Source organism: Paraburkholderia sediminicola (genome assembly GCF_046030555.1).
Lineage (GTDB): Bacteria > Pseudomonadota > Gammaproteobacteria > Burkholderiales > Burkholderiaceae > Paraburkholderia > Paraburkholderia sediminicola_E.
Window position 1 is genome coordinate 23,029 of the sequence record NZ_JAQQCH010000043.1, and the last position, 16,990, is coordinate 40,018.

Annotated in this window: 15 protein-coding genes; 6 read left to right on the forward strand and 9 right to left on the reverse strand. The window is 62.4% G+C overall.

Going from position 1 to position 16,990, the window contains the following annotated elements; all coding sequences use genetic code 11:
* The first annotated feature begins 3 nt into the window (after positions 1-3).
* The gene (locus PQQ52_RS33460) at positions 4-783 is read left to right on the forward strand and encodes an ABC transporter permease (protein ID WP_408221127.1); all 780 of its coding nucleotides are present in this window, start codon (positions 4-6) and stop codon (positions 781-783) included.
* Here the strand turns inward: PQQ52_RS33460 and PQQ52_RS33465 are convergent.
* Positions 774-1,922, reverse strand: a complete 1,149-nt coding sequence (locus PQQ52_RS33465; RefSeq protein ID WP_408221129.1) for a sigma-54 interaction domain-containing protein — start codon at positions 1,920-1,922, stop codon at positions 774-776. The two genes, PQQ52_RS33460 and PQQ52_RS33465, sit on opposite strands and share 10 nt — an antisense overlap.
* Positions 1,923-2,110: 188 nt before the next feature.
* Positions 2,111-2,791: a class II aldolase/adducin family protein gene (locus PQQ52_RS33470; protein WP_074287085.1), complete on the reverse strand. Its 681-nt coding sequence runs from the start codon at positions 2,789-2,791 to the stop codon at positions 2,111-2,113.
* 377 nt (positions 2,792-3,168) lie between these two features.
* Between PQQ52_RS33470 and PQQ52_RS33475 the strand changes: the two genes are divergently transcribed.
* Positions 3,169-4,476 (forward strand): alpha/beta fold hydrolase, encoded by a 1,308-nt coding sequence (locus tag PQQ52_RS33475; RefSeq protein WP_408221131.1) that lies wholly within the window; start codon positions 3,169-3,171, stop codon positions 4,474-4,476.
* Between the two features lie 54 nt (positions 4,477-4,530).
* Here PQQ52_RS33475 and PQQ52_RS33480 read toward each other — a convergent pair whose 3' ends face one another.
* The 4 genes from PQQ52_RS33480 to PQQ52_RS33495 form a co-directional block, all read right to left on the reverse strand.
* Entirely contained in the window at positions 4,531-6,702 is a 2,172-nt protein-coding gene (locus PQQ52_RS33480) for a phosphocholine-specific phospholipase C (protein WP_408221133.1), read from the reverse strand.
* A 75-nt stretch (positions 6,703-6,777) separates the two neighbouring features.
* The gene (locus PQQ52_RS33485; protein ID WP_408221135.1) at positions 6,778-7,083 is read right to left on the reverse strand and encodes a hypothetical protein; all 306 of its coding nucleotides are present in this window, start codon (positions 7,081-7,083) and stop codon (positions 6,778-6,780) included.
* Between the two features lie 16 nt (positions 7,084-7,099).
* Positions 7,100-9,193: a hypothetical protein gene (locus tag PQQ52_RS33490; protein ID WP_408221137.1), complete on the reverse strand. Its 2,094-nt coding sequence runs from the start codon at positions 9,191-9,193 to the stop codon at positions 7,100-7,102.
* 442 nt (positions 9,194-9,635) lie between these two features.
* Positions 9,636-9,893 carry a hypothetical protein gene (locus PQQ52_RS33495; protein WP_408221139.1) on the reverse strand — a complete coding sequence of 86 codons (258 nt, stop codon included), beginning with the start codon at positions 9,891-9,893 and terminating at the stop codon, positions 9,636-9,638.
* A gap of 279 nt (positions 9,894-10,172) precedes the next feature.
* On the opposite strand from PQQ52_RS33495, the gene PQQ52_RS33500 reads away from it, so the two are divergent.
* Together PQQ52_RS33500 and PQQ52_RS33505 are read left to right on the forward strand one after the other, a co-directional pair.
* On the forward strand, positions 10,173-10,706 hold the full coding sequence (locus PQQ52_RS33500) for a MarR family winged helix-turn-helix transcriptional regulator (RefSeq protein ID WP_408221141.1): 534 nt from the start codon (positions 10,173-10,175) through the stop codon (positions 10,704-10,706).
* A complete protein-coding gene (locus PQQ52_RS33505) occupies positions 10,703-11,914 on the forward strand; it encodes an MFS transporter (RefSeq protein WP_408221143.1) in 1,212 nt (403 codons plus the stop codon). The genes PQQ52_RS33500 and PQQ52_RS33505 overlap by 4 nt, the downstream gene beginning before the upstream one ends.
* 33 nt (positions 11,915-11,947) lie before the next feature.
* Here PQQ52_RS33505 and speB read toward each other — a convergent pair whose 3' ends face one another.
* The 3 genes from speB to PQQ52_RS33520 all read right to left on the reverse strand — a co-directional run bounded on the left by speB (position 11,948) and on the right by PQQ52_RS33520 (position 15,199).
* Complete coding sequence (speB, locus tag PQQ52_RS33510; protein WP_408221145.1) at positions 11,948-12,928, reverse strand: agmatinase; 981 nt, start codon at positions 12,926-12,928, stop codon at positions 11,948-11,950.
* A 136-nt stretch (positions 12,929-13,064) separates the two neighbouring features.
* Positions 13,065-14,558, reverse strand: a complete 1,494-nt coding sequence (locus tag PQQ52_RS33515; RefSeq protein WP_408221147.1) for an aldehyde dehydrogenase — start codon at positions 14,556-14,558, stop codon at positions 13,065-13,067.
* Positions 14,559-14,647: 89 nt separating this feature from the next.
* On the reverse strand, positions 14,648-15,199 hold the full coding sequence (locus PQQ52_RS33520) for a cupin domain-containing protein (RefSeq protein ID WP_325043484.1): 552 nt from the start codon (positions 15,197-15,199) through the stop codon (positions 14,648-14,650).
* Between the two features lie 419 nt (positions 15,200-15,618).
* Here PQQ52_RS33520 and PQQ52_RS33525 point away from each other — a divergent pair, with 419 nt between their 5' ends.
* Together PQQ52_RS33525 and PQQ52_RS33530 are read left to right on the forward strand one after the other, a co-directional pair.
* Positions 15,619-15,840: a hypothetical protein gene (locus tag PQQ52_RS33525; protein ID WP_407945944.1), complete on the forward strand. Its 222-nt coding sequence runs from the start codon at positions 15,619-15,621 to the stop codon at positions 15,838-15,840.
* 314 nt (positions 15,841-16,154) lie between these two features.
* Positions 16,155-16,949, forward strand: coding sequence for a gamma-glutamyl-gamma-aminobutyrate hydrolase family protein (locus PQQ52_RS33530; RefSeq protein WP_408221149.1), 795 nt, complete (start codon positions 16,155-16,157; stop codon positions 16,947-16,949).
* Positions 16,950-16,990: the final 41 nt, after the last annotated feature.

Genomic DNA, 16,990 nt, shown 5'->3' on the forward strand with positions numbered 1-16,990 from the left:
TTTATGACCGCTCTGCACGCCACGTCCCCTCTGCGCCGACGCGCTCGCGGTTTCGTCCTGCCACTCGCCTTACTTGCACTCTGGCAATTCGCCGCCTATCGCGATGCCGTGCATCAATATGCGTTCGTGCCGCTTGAACAGGTGGCGAGTGCCGCGATCGAACTCGTCAGAAGCGGTGAATTGTTCGTCGATCTCGGCGCGAGTCTGCGCCGCACGACGTTAGGTCTTGCCGCCGGCGTGATCGCCGGTGTCGCGGTAGGCGCATTGACCGCGTTATCACGCAGCGCCGAGAAGCTGGTGCATCCGTTATTTCAGGCATTGCGTCACGTACCGCTGCTCGGGCTGATTCCATTAATCAGCCTGTGGTGCGGCACGGGCGAATTCGCGAAGGTGTTCATCGTCTTCCTCGCCGCCCTCTATCCGATGGTGACGAGTAGCTTCGACGGACTGCGCCGTATCGATCAACGTTATTTCGAACTTGCGCAGTCGTATGAGTTGACGAGGATTGGCTGGCTGCGCGACGTGCTGATTCCAGGCGCGTTGCCGGACGTGTTCGCCGGCATCCTGCAAGCGGTACCGTTTGCCTGGATTACGGCCACGAGCAGTGAGCTGTTATTCAACGCTGGCGCAGGCGTCGGCAATCTGATGCAGACCGCGCAGGCCGGTGCGCGTGTAGACGTGTTGCTGGTATGCGTGACAGGCGTCACCGTGCTGGCGGTGGCAATGGGCATGCTGTGCGAGCGCGTCGCGCAGCACATGCTGCGCTGGCGCGATCACGCCTGACGGCGGTCGGCGGCTTCGCCCGCATCGGCGGCATCCGGTTCGCCGGCGTCGCGCAGCTTGAGGATGCCCAGTTGCGCGAGCCGCGCACGCACGATATTGCGCGACAGATCGAGCAGGCGTGACGTGCGAAGCTGATTATTCTCGGAGAATTCGAAGGTGCTGCGGTAGACCGTGTCTTCGATATGCTGCCAGAGCCTGGGCGTGCCGAGCTCCAGCAGATCGACAATGGACTCGCGCAAGGCGTCGGTCGCTTCCGCGATATCGCGCGGACGGCGCGCCGGACTGGACGCCGCGTTCACGACCGGCGTCTCCGCAGCCTGCGCGTGCGGCGCCAGCGAAAGAGCGGAAAACTGCAAGTCGCCAACGTCGATAAAACCGCCGCTGCTCACCAGCAGCGCGTGATGAATCACATTCTCCAGCTCGCGAATATTGCCCGGCCATGAATGAGCATGCAGCCGTTCGAGCGCGGCGTCCGTCAGTGCGGGCGGCGTGATCCGCAGACGCTTCGCGTAGCTCTCGAGAAAGTGCTGGATCAACGGACCAATATCGCCCGGTCGCTCGCGCAAGGGCAACAGGCTGAGTTTGACGACGTTCAGACGGTAGTACAGGTCCTCCCGAAAGTGCCCGGCACGGACCGCGGCTTCGAGGTTCACATTGGTAGCAGTGACCAGCCGCACGTCGATTTTGACGGTCTTGCGTGAACCGACCGGCACCACCTCGCGTTCCTGCAACACCCGCAGCAACTTGACCTGCGCCGCCAGCGGCAAGTCCCCCACTTCATCGAGGAACAGCGTGCCGCGATTGGCCGACTCGAACCAGCCGGGCTGGCTGCTGATCGCGCCCGTGAACGCGCCCCGTTCGTGACCGAACAGTTCACTCTCGATCAGCGTCTCCGAGAACGCGCCGCAATTCACCGCGACGAATGGCCCGTCACGGCGTTCGCTCAGCGAATGCACGAGCCGTGCGATCAACTCCTTGCCGGTGCCGCTCTCGCCAGTGACGAGCACGGTGGCGTCGCTCGGCGCGACCAGATGGATGCGTTCGAGCAATACCAGCGACTTGGGATCGTCGAAAGTCAGGGCTTTCGCACGAATCGTGATCGCGTGCGACGTGGGATCGGGAAAACTGAAGACAGCCATTGATCGACCAGCAAGGAATCCAAAGGGAGCCTCGACGATATCAAGCCGGCCGTGCGCTGCGAACCAATACATCGAGCTAACAGTATGACGGAACCGGCAATACCGCTATCCGGCTGCGTCGACACGATGAGCGGCACGGCCGACCGCGCCGCTCATCGTTGCTCACGCTTTGGACCTGCCGGCAGGGCTCAGGCGAGGCCCGTCATTTTCCACTGCTGTTCGAGCACGCCCGGGCCGAACTCCTTCGAACCGCCGAGCGACTCCGCGAGCGCCTGGAAGTACGCGCCCTCTTCGAGGATCAGGATGTACTGCGAGACGTCGAGGATGTTTTTGCCCCAGAAGGTCGCCCCGCCGTTCGCCTCGAGAATCGCCGGAATGTTCGGATCACGCCGGATCGTGTCGACGATGAAGCGCGGCTCGCCCGGCCGGCGGTCGATATAGATCGGAATTTCACGGGCCTTCGTATAACGCTGCGCCGGCGCGTACAGGATCGGCAGCGGACGGTGTGCGCTCGCCCACGCGCCGAGATACGGGCCATGCACGTGAATCACCACGTCGACTTCCGGCGCTTCCTGGAACACGCCGGCATAGCGGGGACCATGGCCCGATGCCTTCGGATCGCCATGGATCACTTTGCCGTCGAACGACACCACGACCGCCTGAACCTCCTGCGATTGCGCCCATGGCGTAGGCGCCGACACGGCGACGACGAGGTCCGTGCCCGGCACGCGCTGATAGGCCTGGAAGGTGTTGGTCGCCGACAAGGTGCGGGTTTCCTTGAGGACGCGCGTGGCTTGCGCGAACTCGCGCCGGATGCGTTCGACGAAGGCGACCAGTTCGCCGCTTTCCAGCGTCTGCGTGACTGACATGTTGAGTCCTTTGATGAGAGAGGGATCGATGCGAGCAGTATTTAGCAGCAAGTGTGCCAATCGGCGCGTCACACGCGGACCCTTGTTCGGCGGCTTCGTGGCCAATCGCCGCGCATGCGCGCCCTTGTTCGAACCGGGTGATTTTGCTGCTGGGCCACCAGTGCAGCATCAGCGACTGTTGCGCACGACGCAAAGCAGGCGTGCGCGCACATTACGCCGCAGCGTCGTTGTCCCCATGCGAGCCGTGTTTTGCCAACCACGCATGACGATGGTTCGAAACTTGCATTGAAAGCCGCCCGGGTCCAACGGGGTCAACGGGCTCACGCGTGCAGGTTTCGCGTGCCCACACTTTTCTCACCATCGTTCAAGGCATCAGCATGAAAGCAGAGAATATTCGAGCGCGGGATTGGCGCGCATCGGGTCGCGTCAAATTCAACACGTGGTTAGCCGCGCCGTTAGCGGCGTTGCTGGTGTCCAGCATGGTTTTCGCTGCTAGCGCGCGAGCACCCGCGCCCGATCCGCTGCAAGGCGACGGCCGGGTGTCCGCGTTCTACACATGGGACGATGAGATTCCCGCCCACCCCGGCGAACTGTTGCGCTCCGAGCGACTGCCGTCCACACTCGGCCTCGCCAACGCCGGCCAGCAATTGCGCCTGCTATACAGCTCGACTGATGGCGTCGACGGCACAACGCCGATCGCTGTATCGGGTGCGCTGTTCCTGCCCCAGGGCCAGCCGCCGCAAGGAGGATGGCCGATCGTCGCGTGGGGGCACGGCACCTTCGGCATGGCCGATATCTGTGCGCCCTCGTGGTTCGGACGCTCCTATCGCGACGTACGCTATCTGAATGCGTGGCTTCAGCAAGGCTTCGCGGTGGTGGCGACCGACTATCAGGGACTCGGCACGCCCGGACCCAACCCGCAGCTGAACAATCGTTCGAATAGCTACACGATGCTCGACAGCGTACGCGCCGTGTTGCACAGCGTACCCGGGCTCGCCAATCAGGTTGTGCTGGTCGGGCAATCTCAAGGTGGTTCCGCCGTATTCGCCGCGGCCGGATACGCGAGCACCTATGCGCCCGAACTGAATATTCGCGGCACGGTCGCAACCGGCGTGATCTACAACGCGCCGAAGCACACCCTCGCTACGCTTGCGCCATTCAAGACGGCGTACCGGCGTGATCCCAATCGGATCGATGCAACGCTCGCGTACCAGTTTTATTCCGTGCTGTCGGCGCAACAGATCGACCCTGCGTTGAAGGCCTCCGACATCCTCACGGATTCGGCGCTGCCCATTCTCGAACAGTCGCGCATCAGTTGCCTTGCGTCGCTCGAAGACGACGCGGCGCTCGCCGGACTGACTACCGCGAACACCGTGAAACCAGGCGCTAACACGCGTTTGCAGGCATGGTGGGACGACTATCTGAAGTTTCCGACTTTGAAGATCAAGTCGCCGGTGTTCATCGGCATCGGTGCGGACGACGGTCTCGCCCCTCTGGAGCTCTCGCTGGCAAAAGACGCCTGCGCGGCGGGCACCACGGTCGAAGCGCATCTATATGCCGATCGCGAACACAATGGCACAGTCAACACATCGCTGGAGGATTCGATACCGTTCGTCAGGAAAGTGCTGGCGGGTCAGCCGGTTGCGCCCGTGTGCTCGCCCGTCGAACAGACGCCGAAGTCCTGAGAACCTATTCGAAGCACGAGGCGATGCCATCGACCCATCCCGGTCGAATACCCCTCACGACGAGGTGAGCGATACGCCCATCGCCGGATCGCTGATACCGTCCTGGCCGGTCTCGACACGCCCGGCGAAACGCCGGACGAAGCCACCGCTCATCGTCAACGTAAAGTCGTACCAACTCCCGGATTCACTGAGGGTCCAGTACGGTTCGACCTGCGTGCCTGGCGGCACCGAGTAGATCCACGGGCCGTCGTTGCGGTACGCGTTGGCGGCAACCGTGACGCTCGCAGTGGCGTTGCCCGTGTTCATAATGGTCAGGTACACCGCGTTGTTCGCGTGGTCGTAACATACGCGTACCTCGGGATTCGGGCCATTGGCCACCGCCGTCACGTTTCCTTCGAAGAGCCGGTGGAAACCATTCGGGCCGAGCACCCAGAGGCTGTATTGGCCCGTGGGGGTATTCGCGGCGGCGTTCCACGTCCCGGACAGTTGTTTGCCCGACTCGACGGTATAGCGCCGCGGAATACTGGCGAGGTTGAGCCGGTCGTACACATGGAAGACCGCCCCCTGGGTGCCGGTATTGCTGAACGTCAACCAGATCACGCCGGCCTGCGAGTTGGCGCTCGCGCTCGTATGCAGCGCATAGGGCAGCGCTCGCGAGGGCCGCGCCACCAGCGCCTGTTGCGGCAGAGGCACGGAACCGGCTACCGGCACCGGGACGTTGGCCGCGGCAGCCTGCTGGGTATACGTCGCATTGGCGGCCGCCTGGGTCGGGGCAGCGGGCAGTGCAGGCGTAGCGGTATTCGGATTGCGGAAGTTGAAGCACGACAACAGGTCCCCGAAAACGGCGCGACGCCATGGGCTGATGTTGGTCTCGGCGACGCCGAAGCGCTGTTCGAGGAAGCGCAGCGTCGAGGTATGGTCGAATACCTGTGAATTGACCCACCCGCCGGCGCTCCACGGCGAAATGACCAGCATCGGTGTCCGCACGCCCGGGCCAAAGCACTTTCCGTCTGGAGAGTAAGGGCTCATGGTGCCCGGCGGGTTGGACATCGTGAAGTATTCATACGTCGTCTCGACTGTCGACATACCTGCATAGGTGCCGTCCGGGTTCTGCGAGGGCGGGTCCGGCGGCGGCATGTGGTCGAAGAAGGCGTCGTTCTCGTCGTAGTCGATGAACAGCACCGTCTTGCTCCATACGTCCGGGTTGGCCGTCAGCATGTCGAGTAACTTCTGGATGTACCAGGCCCCCTGATTCGGCACCGAGGAAATCGGGTGTTCGCTGTAGGATGCCGGTGAAACGACCCAACTGACCTGCGGCAGCGTGCCCGCGGCGATGTCGGCCGCAATGGCCGCCAGGTAGCCGCCGTCCGGCATCGTGTTGGCTATGCCTTTGAGCAGCGGCGATATCGCGTCCATGGCAGTGGTGTATGTCGTGCTAAGTGTTTCGCCCGTGGCCGTCAGGGCCGCTGCCGCCTGGCGATAGCTCGCGAATGCGCCCAGCTGGTTGTCGTTGCTGCAGTTGGTCGGGTTGCAATAGACCTTCCAGCTAACACCCGCCGCCTGCAGGCGTTCCGGGTAGGTGGTCCAGGTCAGGCCGGTGCTGGCTGCCCCAAGCGGAACGGTGAAGCCCCACTGGTCGTTGCTCATCACACCGTGATCGACGACGTTCGAGCCGTTCGTGCCGCTCCACAGATACATCCGGTTCGGGAACGTCGAGCAGTGCATCGAGCAATGGTAGGCGTCGCAGATCGTAAACGCATTGGCCAGAGCGTAGTGAAACGGCAGATCGCCTTCCTGCAGATAGCCCATCGACGCACTAAGGCTCTTGGCTTTTGGCCAGCTCGCCATGCGGCCGTTGTCCCATCCGGCCTGCTGGGTGGCCCAGGAATGGTCGCCGCCGATGTAGAGCCCGTTACCCAGGGCAGGATCGAGATAGTACGGCTGCACGGTGCCCGACGCACCGTTCTGAAACCAGACCGGATTGCCGGATAGCATTGGAATCGTGAAACGGTCGCTATAGCCGCGCACGCCCGGCATGGTGCCGAAGTAATGATCGAACGAACGGTTCTCCTGCATAAAGATGATGACGTGCTCGACGTCGGCAATCGTGCCCGTCGCGTTGTTGGCGGGAATCGCGAGGGCCCGCTGAATGGACGGCGGAAAAATACTCAGTGCCGCGCCGGCTGCAGCGGTGCGCAGGAAGTTGCGGCGATCCATCTTGATCATGGCGGACTCGATGTCGGTGTTATGTCTGTCGCGTGGATCAGATTTCCGCTGACCCGCACGGATTGCGATCGGCGCTCAGGGCGCGCAGTCGATCTGCGAATTCAGGCCCGGCGCCTGCAGCGCCGGCGTGCCCGAGGCGGCACACGGCCCGGAGGCCGGCAGCGCGACGATCGGAACCGGATCGCTCGCACCGCCCGCGCCCGCCGGCGCACTGTTGCCATTGACGGGCGCTTGCTGGTTTGCGGCTGCATTGCTTTCGCCGTTGTTATTGCCGCCGCAGCCGGCAATCAGCGCACAGGTGGCGCACGCAAGGAAAGCGCTCAACACGGCGCGCCAACCCACACTGCGGCGATGCCGCGCGATACAGAGATTCGATCTCATGTCTTTTGCTCCGGCGTCAGGGGGTCGAGCTCAACAAGGTGGAGAGCGGCTTCTTCGATGCGAAGATCGACTGCAGTTCGGTTTCACTCAGCACGCGGTTCCACATTGCAATCTCACTGAACGATTGCTGGTAGGTCGGTGATGCCGATCCGTTCGTGCAGGTGCCCGGCGTGTACGGATTAACCGCGTCTCCACACTTGTTGACCTCGTACATCCCCGTGCCGTCTTCCCCAACACCGAACTGACCCAAGCCCACCAGATTCGCCAGGTTGACCGAGCCGGTGGCTACCGTGCCCGTTGCCTCGCCAAGGACCGGATCGAACCGATGCCAGGTCATCGTCTTCGCCACGGTATCCACCGAGATCGCGAGGTACATCCACTGGTTCGCGGTGTACGGCGTATAAGGAGACGACGGGCCGTCCGCGCGGACTCCGCTTCCGGAACCGATGTTGAATGCAATCCCGGCCGCGAACAGGCCAAATGCGATCCCCGCATTACCTCCGGACACATAGTTCTTATTCGAGAAGATCGGCACGTCGCCCGTCGTTATGCCCGGGGTTTTGAACCAGAAGCCGATTGTGAACTGCGCGCCCTTCGTCACGTCGTTGGTCTGCACGAGCTTGTAGCCGTCGTCGCCGGCCGGGTTCGCGACGGCCGTATTGATCAGCAGGCCCTGGCCACCAAACGGATCGGGCGTGAGTGAGCCACTTTGGTAACCGCTGGCCCACGGGCCCAGCGTACTGTCCGCTGTCGTGCCAGTCACAATCGCATCCAATGCCGGACTGGCAAACGTCGGCAGCGTTGAACCATACGACGACGACGGATAGTAGGTAACGAGACCTTGCGTCAGGGTTGTTGCGAGCGGCGGCGGCGGAGGCGGTGGCGGAACGTACGTAATCGTCGCAAGATCCGAGGCCGATGCCGTGCCGGCCGCCACGGTGTAGTTAAACTGATAGCTGCCGGCGTTTGTCAGTCCCAGTTGGCTGTCGGTATACGTCGTCGCGCCGGCGGGCAGATTCGCTATCACCTGAGCGTCACGCAGCACGGTGATCGCGCCGCTTGCCGGTGCGGCCCATCTCAGCACGATGCTCTGGTTGTCACTGCCGGTAACGCCGGTCAGTTGCGAGACCGGTTGCGCGCCGACCAGTTCACCGCCGTCCATCGCATAGTTCGCCGGCGCAGGCAGGGCACTCCGGTAAGCGAGCAACGTTGGCGTCACGTCGGCGATGCTCGCATAGGCGTACAGACCGCTGAGCGCCGACGGTACTGCCGCGTTCACACCCTGCGTGCCGTTGTTTGCTGGCTGATTGAGCCCGATGAAGGTCGTGGCTTCAGGCAGTTCCGGGAGACCGTCCGCCCCACCCGCCGGGTTCAGTCCGTGGCTTGCGGTCACCATAACCAGCCAGTGCGGATACTTCGCCGTTTCGGCGAGGAGCCTGCCGACTGCGGTATCCAACTGCGTCAGTGTGCTCATGTAGTTCGAGGATGAGCGTCCGTAATTGAGTGCGGCGTCCTCGGCGGAGTGGTACTGCGCCACCACCGTAGCGTAGCCGCTATCTATCATCTGCAGAGCCTGCTGCGTGACACAGGCATCCCCGCCATGCTGTGAGCAGTTGGTGAGCGTGTCGAGATAGCCGGCACTTTGCTCCGGCGTCAGCAACTGATCGAGCTGGCCTGATTCAACCACCGCGCCATTGAGGCCTGCGCTGACGGCCTTCGTCATGGCGAATACCGAACTGCTTTGCAACATCTGGTTCGGCGCATCGGATGTCACCGCATTGCGCACAGCCCACGTACCGGTCAGCAAGCTTGCCCATCCCGGCATATCCAGGTTCGGCTGCTGACTAGTCGTGCCGACGACACCACCGCTGTAGGCCAACTGGATCTGAAGCGTGGCCAGATTGGGCAAAGTCCCTGCGGCAATGCCGCTTTGCACGGCGGAGTAGGTTGCGCCGTCCAGGTCGATGAGCAGCGCGCGGTTCGCTACCGGGAGCGTAGGCTGGACGTCGCTGGACGGTTGCGCACCGCTGGCAGGTTGGGCGCTGCCGGCCGACGTCGCGCTTGTCGTCTGCTTGTTGCCGCCGCCGCACCCACTTAACAATGTGCTCACGCATACAAACGCACAGGCGAGCCCCACCGCGCCGAAACGCCTGATTTCGCCCTTCTTGCCGAAGCCACGGATCTCACCGATCCGAACCGAAACGGCCTCAGTTAGGGTAACTGCATATGAGAGAACCGTCCGATTACAGGAAAGAGACGAGGTGTTTGATCGCATGCTGTCACCCGCAAAATGGAAGAACTGTGGCCGGGACTAACTGTGCCGCGTGACCTGCCGGGGAGCACCTCCATAGGGTTGATTTAAACGATATGGAGAGGGCATATAAAATTCATATATTTCGTTAAACGAACAAATTGTGGCCACAGTCGATCAGCATCGTCGGCGCCGGGGTCGGCCAGAAGACGACAAAACAGAGCCCGCGAAAATTTGAACCGGCGCTCAAGACACAGGTGGTGCTAGCAGCGCTCAAGGGCAAGACGCTGGCTGTTCTGGTTCAACAGTGACGATCTCGAATTTCCAACTCGGGAAAATAGACGACAGACTGAAGAAACGATTGCGCAAGCAGGTGGCCGATGTCATCGGCGCGTGGCGGGGCAAGACCAGCGGTACTGCTCAGAGTCACTGCGCAACACCGATTCGAGCAACCTTCAGTTGCCCATGCGACGGTCCGGCCGTTGAGATTGTGGGGCAACCGCCCAAGACGATCGGCATCGAAATCGACCTCTAAAGGACGCCAGAAAGCACCGTTCATCGTGTCTCCTCTCCGGGCGGTGTCTCTAATGTGAACGCAGTATGGGGAATGTTGATCCGCAGTAAAAATACAATTGTTTCTGTTTATGTATTCAAAAAAACTATTCAACTCAGTCGACGACTCCCGTGTTGTGCCGTCAAGGCGATCGCCGTGAATCTGCAGAAATAGTGGGCAGTCCTTGCAGCGCATCAGGATCGAATGGCGCAAAAAACCGCTTGCGCGTCGCGCTCAATGTGTGCAACATGCATATATGCACATTGCACACATTGAGGTATCCCCATGACGCAGCGCACAGAAAATCTGCTTGGCGTGCTCGCCCTGCTGGTTACAGACGAGATGAACGCGCAGCCTGCCGAGGCCGCGCTCGCGGGCCCAACGGCCCGCGCCATGCTCAACGCGATCGGTCAATATCCCGATTCATCCATTGAAGTGTTGCGTGAGGCGGTCGATCTTTCGCATCCGGCCGCAGTCCGCGCCGTTGCCGGTCTGGCGGATGCGGGGCTCGTCGAAAAAAAATCGGGTGTGGATAAGCGCTCCGTCGCGCTTGCCTTGACCGCTTCCGGCAAGCGTGAAGCCAAACGCCTGCAAACGGCACGCGACCGGATGCTCCAGCGCATCGTCGGACAGCTCGACGAGCGCGAGCGCGACGTGCTCGAAAACCTGCTGATCAAGATCCTGTGGAATGAGACCCGCGATCCGGCGCACGCCATGCAACTGTGCCGCCTCTGCGACGACGGCCCCTGCCTGAAAGCCGGCTGCCCGGTCGAATGCCGCGAACAGGGGCTGCCCATGCCCGCGCGGAGCCGCCCATGAATGCAGCCGCGCCGGTGCGTTGGCCGGCGATCGCCGCGCTGACCGCAGTCTCGGCACTCTCGCAGATCGGCCAGTTCGGCATCGGCTTCATGGTGCTGCCCGTGTGGCTGGCCCATCAAGGCCTCGATGCGCCGCGCGCCGGCCTGTTCTCCGCTTCGCAATGGACCGGCATGCTGGCCGGCCTGTTGATCCCGCCGTGGCTGGTGGAACGTATCGGGGCGAAGCGCACGGTATCGCTGGGTCTCGCCGCCACGGTGCTCGCGTTCGCCACGATGAACGCGCTGTGGTGGCCGCTGTGGCTCGTGCCCGGCCTGTTGACCGGGCTCGGGATCGGTTTGCGCTGGATCGCCAATGAAACGTGGCTCTACCGGCTGGTTCCGGCTGAGTCGAGTGGACGCGTAGTAGGCGTGCACGAAGCGCTGATTGCCACCGCAGGCGTAATCGGCCCGGCCTTGGCGGTATGGTGCGCGGCCGACGGACGCATGACGTTCGCGGCCGGCTCGGCCTTTACATTCGCGGCCGCCCTGCCGCTGTGGCTGACGGCGTCGGACGATGCGCGCCCTGCTGTCGATCCAGCCCGGCCCCCGCGAAACACCGGGGCTGAAAAACATCGGGTTGAAAAACGTGCCCCGATCGGGCCTCTAGTCAGCCTTGGCATGGTGGTCGTCGCTGCAGGCGGCATCGGCGATGGCGCGCTCTACGGCCTCTTCCCGCTCTTTGCCGACGCTAACGGCCTCAGCACCACGCAAACAGCCACGCAACTCATGCTGTTCGGTATCGGCGGCATGGCGCTGCAGTTTCCGGTCGGCTGGTTTGCCGATCGCGCGGGTCTGGCTGCCACGGTGATCGTCTGCGCCGCGCTCAGCACGCTCGCGATCTGCGGTTTCGCGCTCGCCACACCCGCCTCACGGCTCGCGGAGGCAAGCGCATTGCTGCTCGGCGGCATGAATAGCGCGTACATCACGCTCGGCATGGTTGCGGCGGCTTGCAGCGACAAGGCCGCGCTCACACGCAACATGCGGCTGGTGTCGCTCACCTTCACCGCGAGCTCGATTGTCGGGCCGCTTATCGCCGGTTTCGCCATGAAAGCGCGCGGCAGCGATATGCTGATGTGGCAACTGGCGATCATGAGCGGCGCGCTGGTCGCCTATACGCTCGGCTTGCGCGAAGGCCGGCGTCAACCCGATCGATCATCGTCGATGGGCTGAGCCGGGATTAAGCCGGTTCCGCTTGAAGCCGCTTCAAGCCGGCTGAAGTGCGTGGCGTTCAGCCACTTTCCGCTGCCGCCAAAGACACAACAGATCGCACGCGATATGCGCGGCGGCGATCGCTGTGATCTCACTCTGGTCGTAAGCGGGCGCCACTTCCACCACATCCGCGCCCACCAGGTTCAACGCACCGAGCCCACGCACAATGGCCAGCCCCTGTGCCGACGACAAACCGCCCGCCACCGGCGTGCCCGTGCCTGGTGCGAACGCCGGATCGAGACAGTCGATATCGAAGGTCAGATACGCGGGCCGCTCGCCGACAATCGACGTGATCCGCTCCACCGCCGCGCGCGCGCCATGTTCGTGGACCCACGCTGCGTCGAGGATATTGATTCCCATGAAGTCATCGTTCCACGTGCGAATGCCGACCTGCACCGAGGTCTTCGGATCGATCAGACCGTCCTTCACCGCCTTATAGAACATCGAGCCGTGATTCAGGCTGTCCGGGCTGTCGTCGGCCCAGGTATCGCAGTGCGCGTCGAAATGGATCAGCGAAAGCGGCTTGCCATATTTCTCCGCATGCGCAATCAACAGCGGATACGTAATGTAGTGATCGCCGCCGAGCGTCAGCATCTTCGCGTTCGAACGCAGGATCGTGCGCGCGTGGTCGACGATCGATTCCTTGATCGTCATGGGATTGTGCGCGTCGAACCAGCAGTCGCCGTAGTCGGCCACGGCGAGATCGTCGAACGGATTGAAGCCCCACGGATAAGGATGCAACTCCGACAACTGCACGCTTGCCGCGCGCACCGCCGCCGGGCCGAGACGCGCGCCCGAACGGAAGGTAGTAGCCAGATCGAGCGGCACGCCGGAGACCACGACGTCGACGCCGTCGAGTTCACGGGTGTACTTGCGGCGCATGAACGACAGCACACCCGCATAGGTGTTTTCGATCGACGAGCCATAGAGCGACGAACGGCGAATCGCGCCGTCGCCGTAAACGAGTTCAGTCATGGATGACCTGATAGCTGATAAACATGCCGGCGCCGCACGCGAGGCTTCCAGGTGATACGTGCGACGTCCAGCCTCGGATCCATTGGGAACGCGGCGGCGTCCTTCTCAAACGCTACCGCGCTGGCTTGCGAATCCTTTAGCGCAGCCGAACGAGCGTGGATTTCAGCTCGGTGTACTTCTCCAACGCGTGCAACGACTTGTCGCGGCCGTTACCCGATTGCTTGTAGCCTCCGAACGGGAAGTTCATATCGCCACCTTCGTCGTAGCAATTGACCCACACAGTACCTGCGCGCAGCTTGCGCGACACTTCATGCGCAGTGGTGAGGTTCGAGGTCCACACGGCAGCGGCAAGACCGTATTCGCTATCATTAGCGATCCTGATCGCTTCTTCAACCGTATCGAACGTAATCACCGACAACACAGGCCCGAAGATTTCCTCACGCGCAACCTTCGCGCCGGCAGCCGGAATCTCGAAGATGGTCGGTTCGATATAGAAACCGCCGGTCTCCTGCTTGACACGCGACCCACCCAGCAGCAGCTTCGCCTCGGCGCGGCCCGCTTCGATATAACCGAGCACGCGTTCGAGTTGCACGTTATCGACGATCGCGCCCATCGAGGTTTGCGGATCGAGCGGATTGCCCGGCGTATAGCTGCGTGCTGCGGCGATCAGCTTGTCGAGAAACACGTCCTTGATGTCGCGATGCACGAGCAGGCGCGAACCGGCAGTGCACATTTCGCCCATGTTGTAGAAGATCGCACCGGCTGCCGCATTGGCTGCCCGATCGAGGTCGGGGCAATCGGGCATCACGATGTTCGGCGACTTGCCACCGAGTTCGAGCCACACGCGCTTCAGATTCGACTGCCCGGCGTATTGCATGATCAGCTTGCCGACGTTGGTCGAACCGGTGAAGGCGAGACAGTCCACGTCCTGATGCAGCGCCAGCAGCTTGCCCGGTTCGCCCGCGCCCGGCACCACGTTGAACACGCCGGCGGGGATGCCCGCATCCAGCGCGAGTTGAGCGAGGCGAATCGCGGTGAGCGGCGACTTCTCCGAGGGCTTGAGCACAACGCTGTTGCCCGCCGCGAGCGCGGGGCCGAACTTCCATGAGGCCATCAGGATCGGGAAATTCCACGGCACCACCGCGGCAACCACGCCGATCGGCTCCCGCGTCACGAGACCCACCAAGTGATGATCGGCCGGCGCGACTTCGCCGCCGACCTTGTCGATGGCTTCAGCGAACCATTCGACGCAATAGGCCGCGCCCGGCACGTCCACCGAGGTGGTGTCGGCAATCGGCTTGCCGGCGTCCAGCGTTTCGAGCAGCGCGAGTTCGTCCATATGCTCACGAATCAACGCGGCCCAGCGCAATAGAATCGCCTTGCGCTTGCGCGGATTGAGGTCGGACCACACGCCGGCGTCGAATGCCCGGCGCGCGGCTGCCACAGCGGCGTCGACATCCGCCGCGCCACTGTCGGCAACCTTGGCGAGCAGCTTGCCGTCGATCGGGCTCAGGCAGTCGAACGTGCGGCCGCCTGCGGCGTCACGATACTCGCCGTCGATAAACGCACGGCCTTCGATTGAAAGCGTAGCGGCTTTGTCTTGCCAGAAAGCGAGAGATTTCTTGTCCATCAGGATGCCTCAATGTTATGCGCTCGACGCACGCCGGCATCGACTTCATGCGGTTTTGAACTGCGTCGCGGCGCGTTGGCGCGGAGTCTTTAGAACGTGGGCGGCGAATTGGCCGACACGATCTCGCAGAGATGCTCCGCGCTGGGATTGCGAAAACGATGCGGTAGACGGCTTTCGAAGTAGTAGCTGTCACCAGGGTCGAGCAGCCACGTGATGCCGTCCACCGTCAGTTCGATCTGACCGCTGACCACCACCCCGCCCTCGTGCCCCTCGTGCTCCAGCATCTCAGGCCCCGTATCCGACAGCGGCTGATACACCTCGCGCAGAATGCCCATGTTGCGGTCTTTGATGCTGGAGCCGGCGAGATAGAACTCGATCGACTCATTGCCGAGATTCGGCATATCGGCGCGGCGCGACACGACAGAGCGCTCCACCTCGACTTCAAAAGTGAAGAACTCGGCGAGGCTCATCGGTATGCATTCAAGCAGTTTCTTCAGCGAGCCGACCGACGGACTCACGCGGTTCTGTTCAATCAGCGAGATCGTGCCGTTGGTCACGCCCGCCCGTTTCGCCAGCTCACGCTGAGACAGGCCGTTCTTCTTACGGATGTATTGCAGGCGGGTCGCTACTTCTATAGACATCGCTGAATTCTCTGACATTGGAGACGATCGGAACGCGTGGGCTCGGGCAACGTGTGCCCGCGAGTGTTGAATATTCTAATCACTTTAATCTTCGCGCCGCTGGGGAAAACCCCTGAAAGGCTCCCGAAATATAGTAGGCGCAACGAATGTTCCCACGGACCGGCATTCTCGCGACACCCCCGGGAAAGCCCTGATAAATCTTTTATAAAAATGATTTGACGGCATTATTGGCTCGTATACGATGGTTCTCAGGCGATCGTCATGCCGACGTCACGAAGCACGAAAGTGTGTTTTTTGATGCAGCGAACCCAGTTCGCATCGATCAGAGGCGATCAACCCAGCGTGATGTTTCTTTAAACGCCCTGTGCGTTTTTCGAGCAAGCGTTCAATACTTTCAACGCCGCTAGTCGAGTGTAATCGTGAGAGTCCGAGGCCCTTTGGTGAGATGGAATCGTAGTCAGGCGAGTTGTCCTCGCGCTGACGGCGCCATCGCCGACGGCAGCAACGGCAGCCTTACGTTCCGCCGCTTCCTGTCCGTCTTCACGATCCTGTCCCGCCGTTCAGTTCGACGCCACAACTCCATCTCCGCGCGCGCCTTCATTGCCGTGCGCACGGACGAAGTCGCCTCGCTGCTGCCGTAGCGCCTCCCCCTTTATTTCGCCGTTCGATTTGTCCGTTTGCGTGAGCGCGCTCTGTTGAGCCATGCGTTCGTGCATGTGCGGTGCTGTCTGCCGCCTGTGCATTTCAACATTTCACGCGGATCAGATCAGTTGCGCACCGCAATGGATCGAATCGAACGGCCTACCTGATTACCACGCGCGGCGCGTTCAGTTGACGATGACCGCCTGCACTACCCCGGTGGTCTGACGCCTTGCGTCCGGCTGCGGAATCGTGCCGCGCTGTGTTTAACGTTGTTCGTGCCGCGTCCCGCGGGGAACACACACGTCTATCTGTTATGCGAAACAAACCCCTGGTCGGCATTAGCGCCGACAGAACGATGATGGGAGTCCACCCGTCGCACGTCACCGGCGAGAAGTACATCGCCGCGATCGTGGACGGCTCACAGGCGCTGGCCATGTTGCTGCCGGCGCTCGGTGAGCGTCAGTCCACCGGGGACGTGCTGGCCACCGTCGACGGCTTACTGTTTACCGGCAGCTATTCGAATGTCGAGCCGCACCGCTACGGCGGCCAGCCCAGCGCGCCGGGCACGCTGCACGACGCCGCACGCGATGCGACGACGCTGCCGCTCCTGCGCGCGGCGATCGCCGCAGGCGTGCCGGTGCTGGCGGTATGCCGGGGCTTCCAGGAAATGAACGTGGTGTTCGGCGGGACGTTGCATCAAAGCGTTCACGCGGTGGACGGCTTGAACGACCATCGCGAGAACAAGGAAGACGACCTCGACGTGCAATACGCACCGTCTCATTCGATCACGCTGACGCAGGGCGGCTTGTTGCAGCGCCTCGCGGGCGGCACGAATGAAGCGCGTGTGAATTCATTGCACGGTCAGGGCGTCGAGCGGTTGGGCGTGGGTCTGGTGGCTGAAGCCACCGCGCCGGACGGATTGATCGAAGCGGTGAGCGTGAAAGATGCGCATGCCTTCGCGCTGGGTGTGCAGTGGCACCCGGAATGGAAGCATGCCAACGACGCGCTTTCCACCGCGATCTTTCGCGCCTTCGGCGACGCCTGCCGCGATCGAATGCGCACCAAGGCCGGCTATGGCGCGGCATCCGCCGCTGCCACGCATGCCTGAGCCGGTCGCGCACCAAAACTGAGAGAATAACCATGCATGAA

Excerpts from the sequence above, each read along its gene's own strand:
- PQQ52_RS33475 (WP_408221131.1), top strand. The coding sequence starts at position 3,169 with ATGAAAGCAGAGAATATTCGAGCGCGGGATTGGCGCGCATCGGGTCGC.
- PQQ52_RS33500 (WP_408221141.1), top strand. The coding sequence starts at position 10,173 with ATGACGCAGCGCACAGAAAATCTGCTTGGCGTGCTCGCCCTGCTGGTT.
- PQQ52_RS33520 (WP_325043484.1), bottom strand. The coding sequence starts at position 15,199 with ATGTCTATAGAAGTAGCGACCCGCCTGCAATACATCCGTAAGAAGAAC.
- PQQ52_RS33485 (WP_408221135.1), bottom strand. The coding sequence starts at position 7,083 with ATGAGATCGAATCTCTGTATCGCGCGGCATCGCCGCAGTGTGGGTTGG.
- PQQ52_RS33465 (WP_408221129.1), bottom strand. The coding sequence starts at position 1,922 with ATGGCTGTCTTCAGTTTTCCCGATCCCACGTCGCACGCGATCACGATT.
- PQQ52_RS33530 (WP_408221149.1), top strand. The coding sequence starts at position 16,155 with ATGCGAAACAAACCCCTGGTCGGCATTAGCGCCGACAGAACGATGATG.
- PQQ52_RS33495 (WP_408221139.1), bottom strand. The coding sequence starts at position 9,893 with ATGAACGGTGCTTTCTGGCGTCCTTTAGAGGTCGATTTCGATGCCGAT.
- PQQ52_RS33470 (WP_074287085.1), bottom strand. The coding sequence starts at position 2,791 with ATGTCAGTCACGCAGACGCTGGAAAGCGGCGAACTGGTCGCCTTCGTC.
- PQQ52_RS33505 (WP_408221143.1), top strand. The coding sequence starts at position 10,703 with ATGAATGCAGCCGCGCCGGTGCGTTGGCCGGCGATCGCCGCGCTGACC.
- PQQ52_RS33480 (WP_408221133.1), bottom strand. The coding sequence starts at position 6,702 with ATGATCAAGATGGATCGCCGCAACTTCCTGCGCACCGCTGCAGCCGGC.
- PQQ52_RS33460 (WP_408221127.1), top strand. The coding sequence starts at position 4 with ATGACCGCTCTGCACGCCACGTCCCCTCTGCGCCGACGCGCTCGCGGT.
- speB (WP_408221145.1), bottom strand. The coding sequence starts at position 12,928 with ATGACTGAACTCGTTTACGGCGACGGCGCGATTCGCCGTTCGTCGCTC.
- PQQ52_RS33515 (WP_408221147.1), bottom strand. The coding sequence starts at position 14,558 with ATGGACAAGAAATCTCTCGCTTTCTGGCAAGACAAAGCCGCTACGCTT.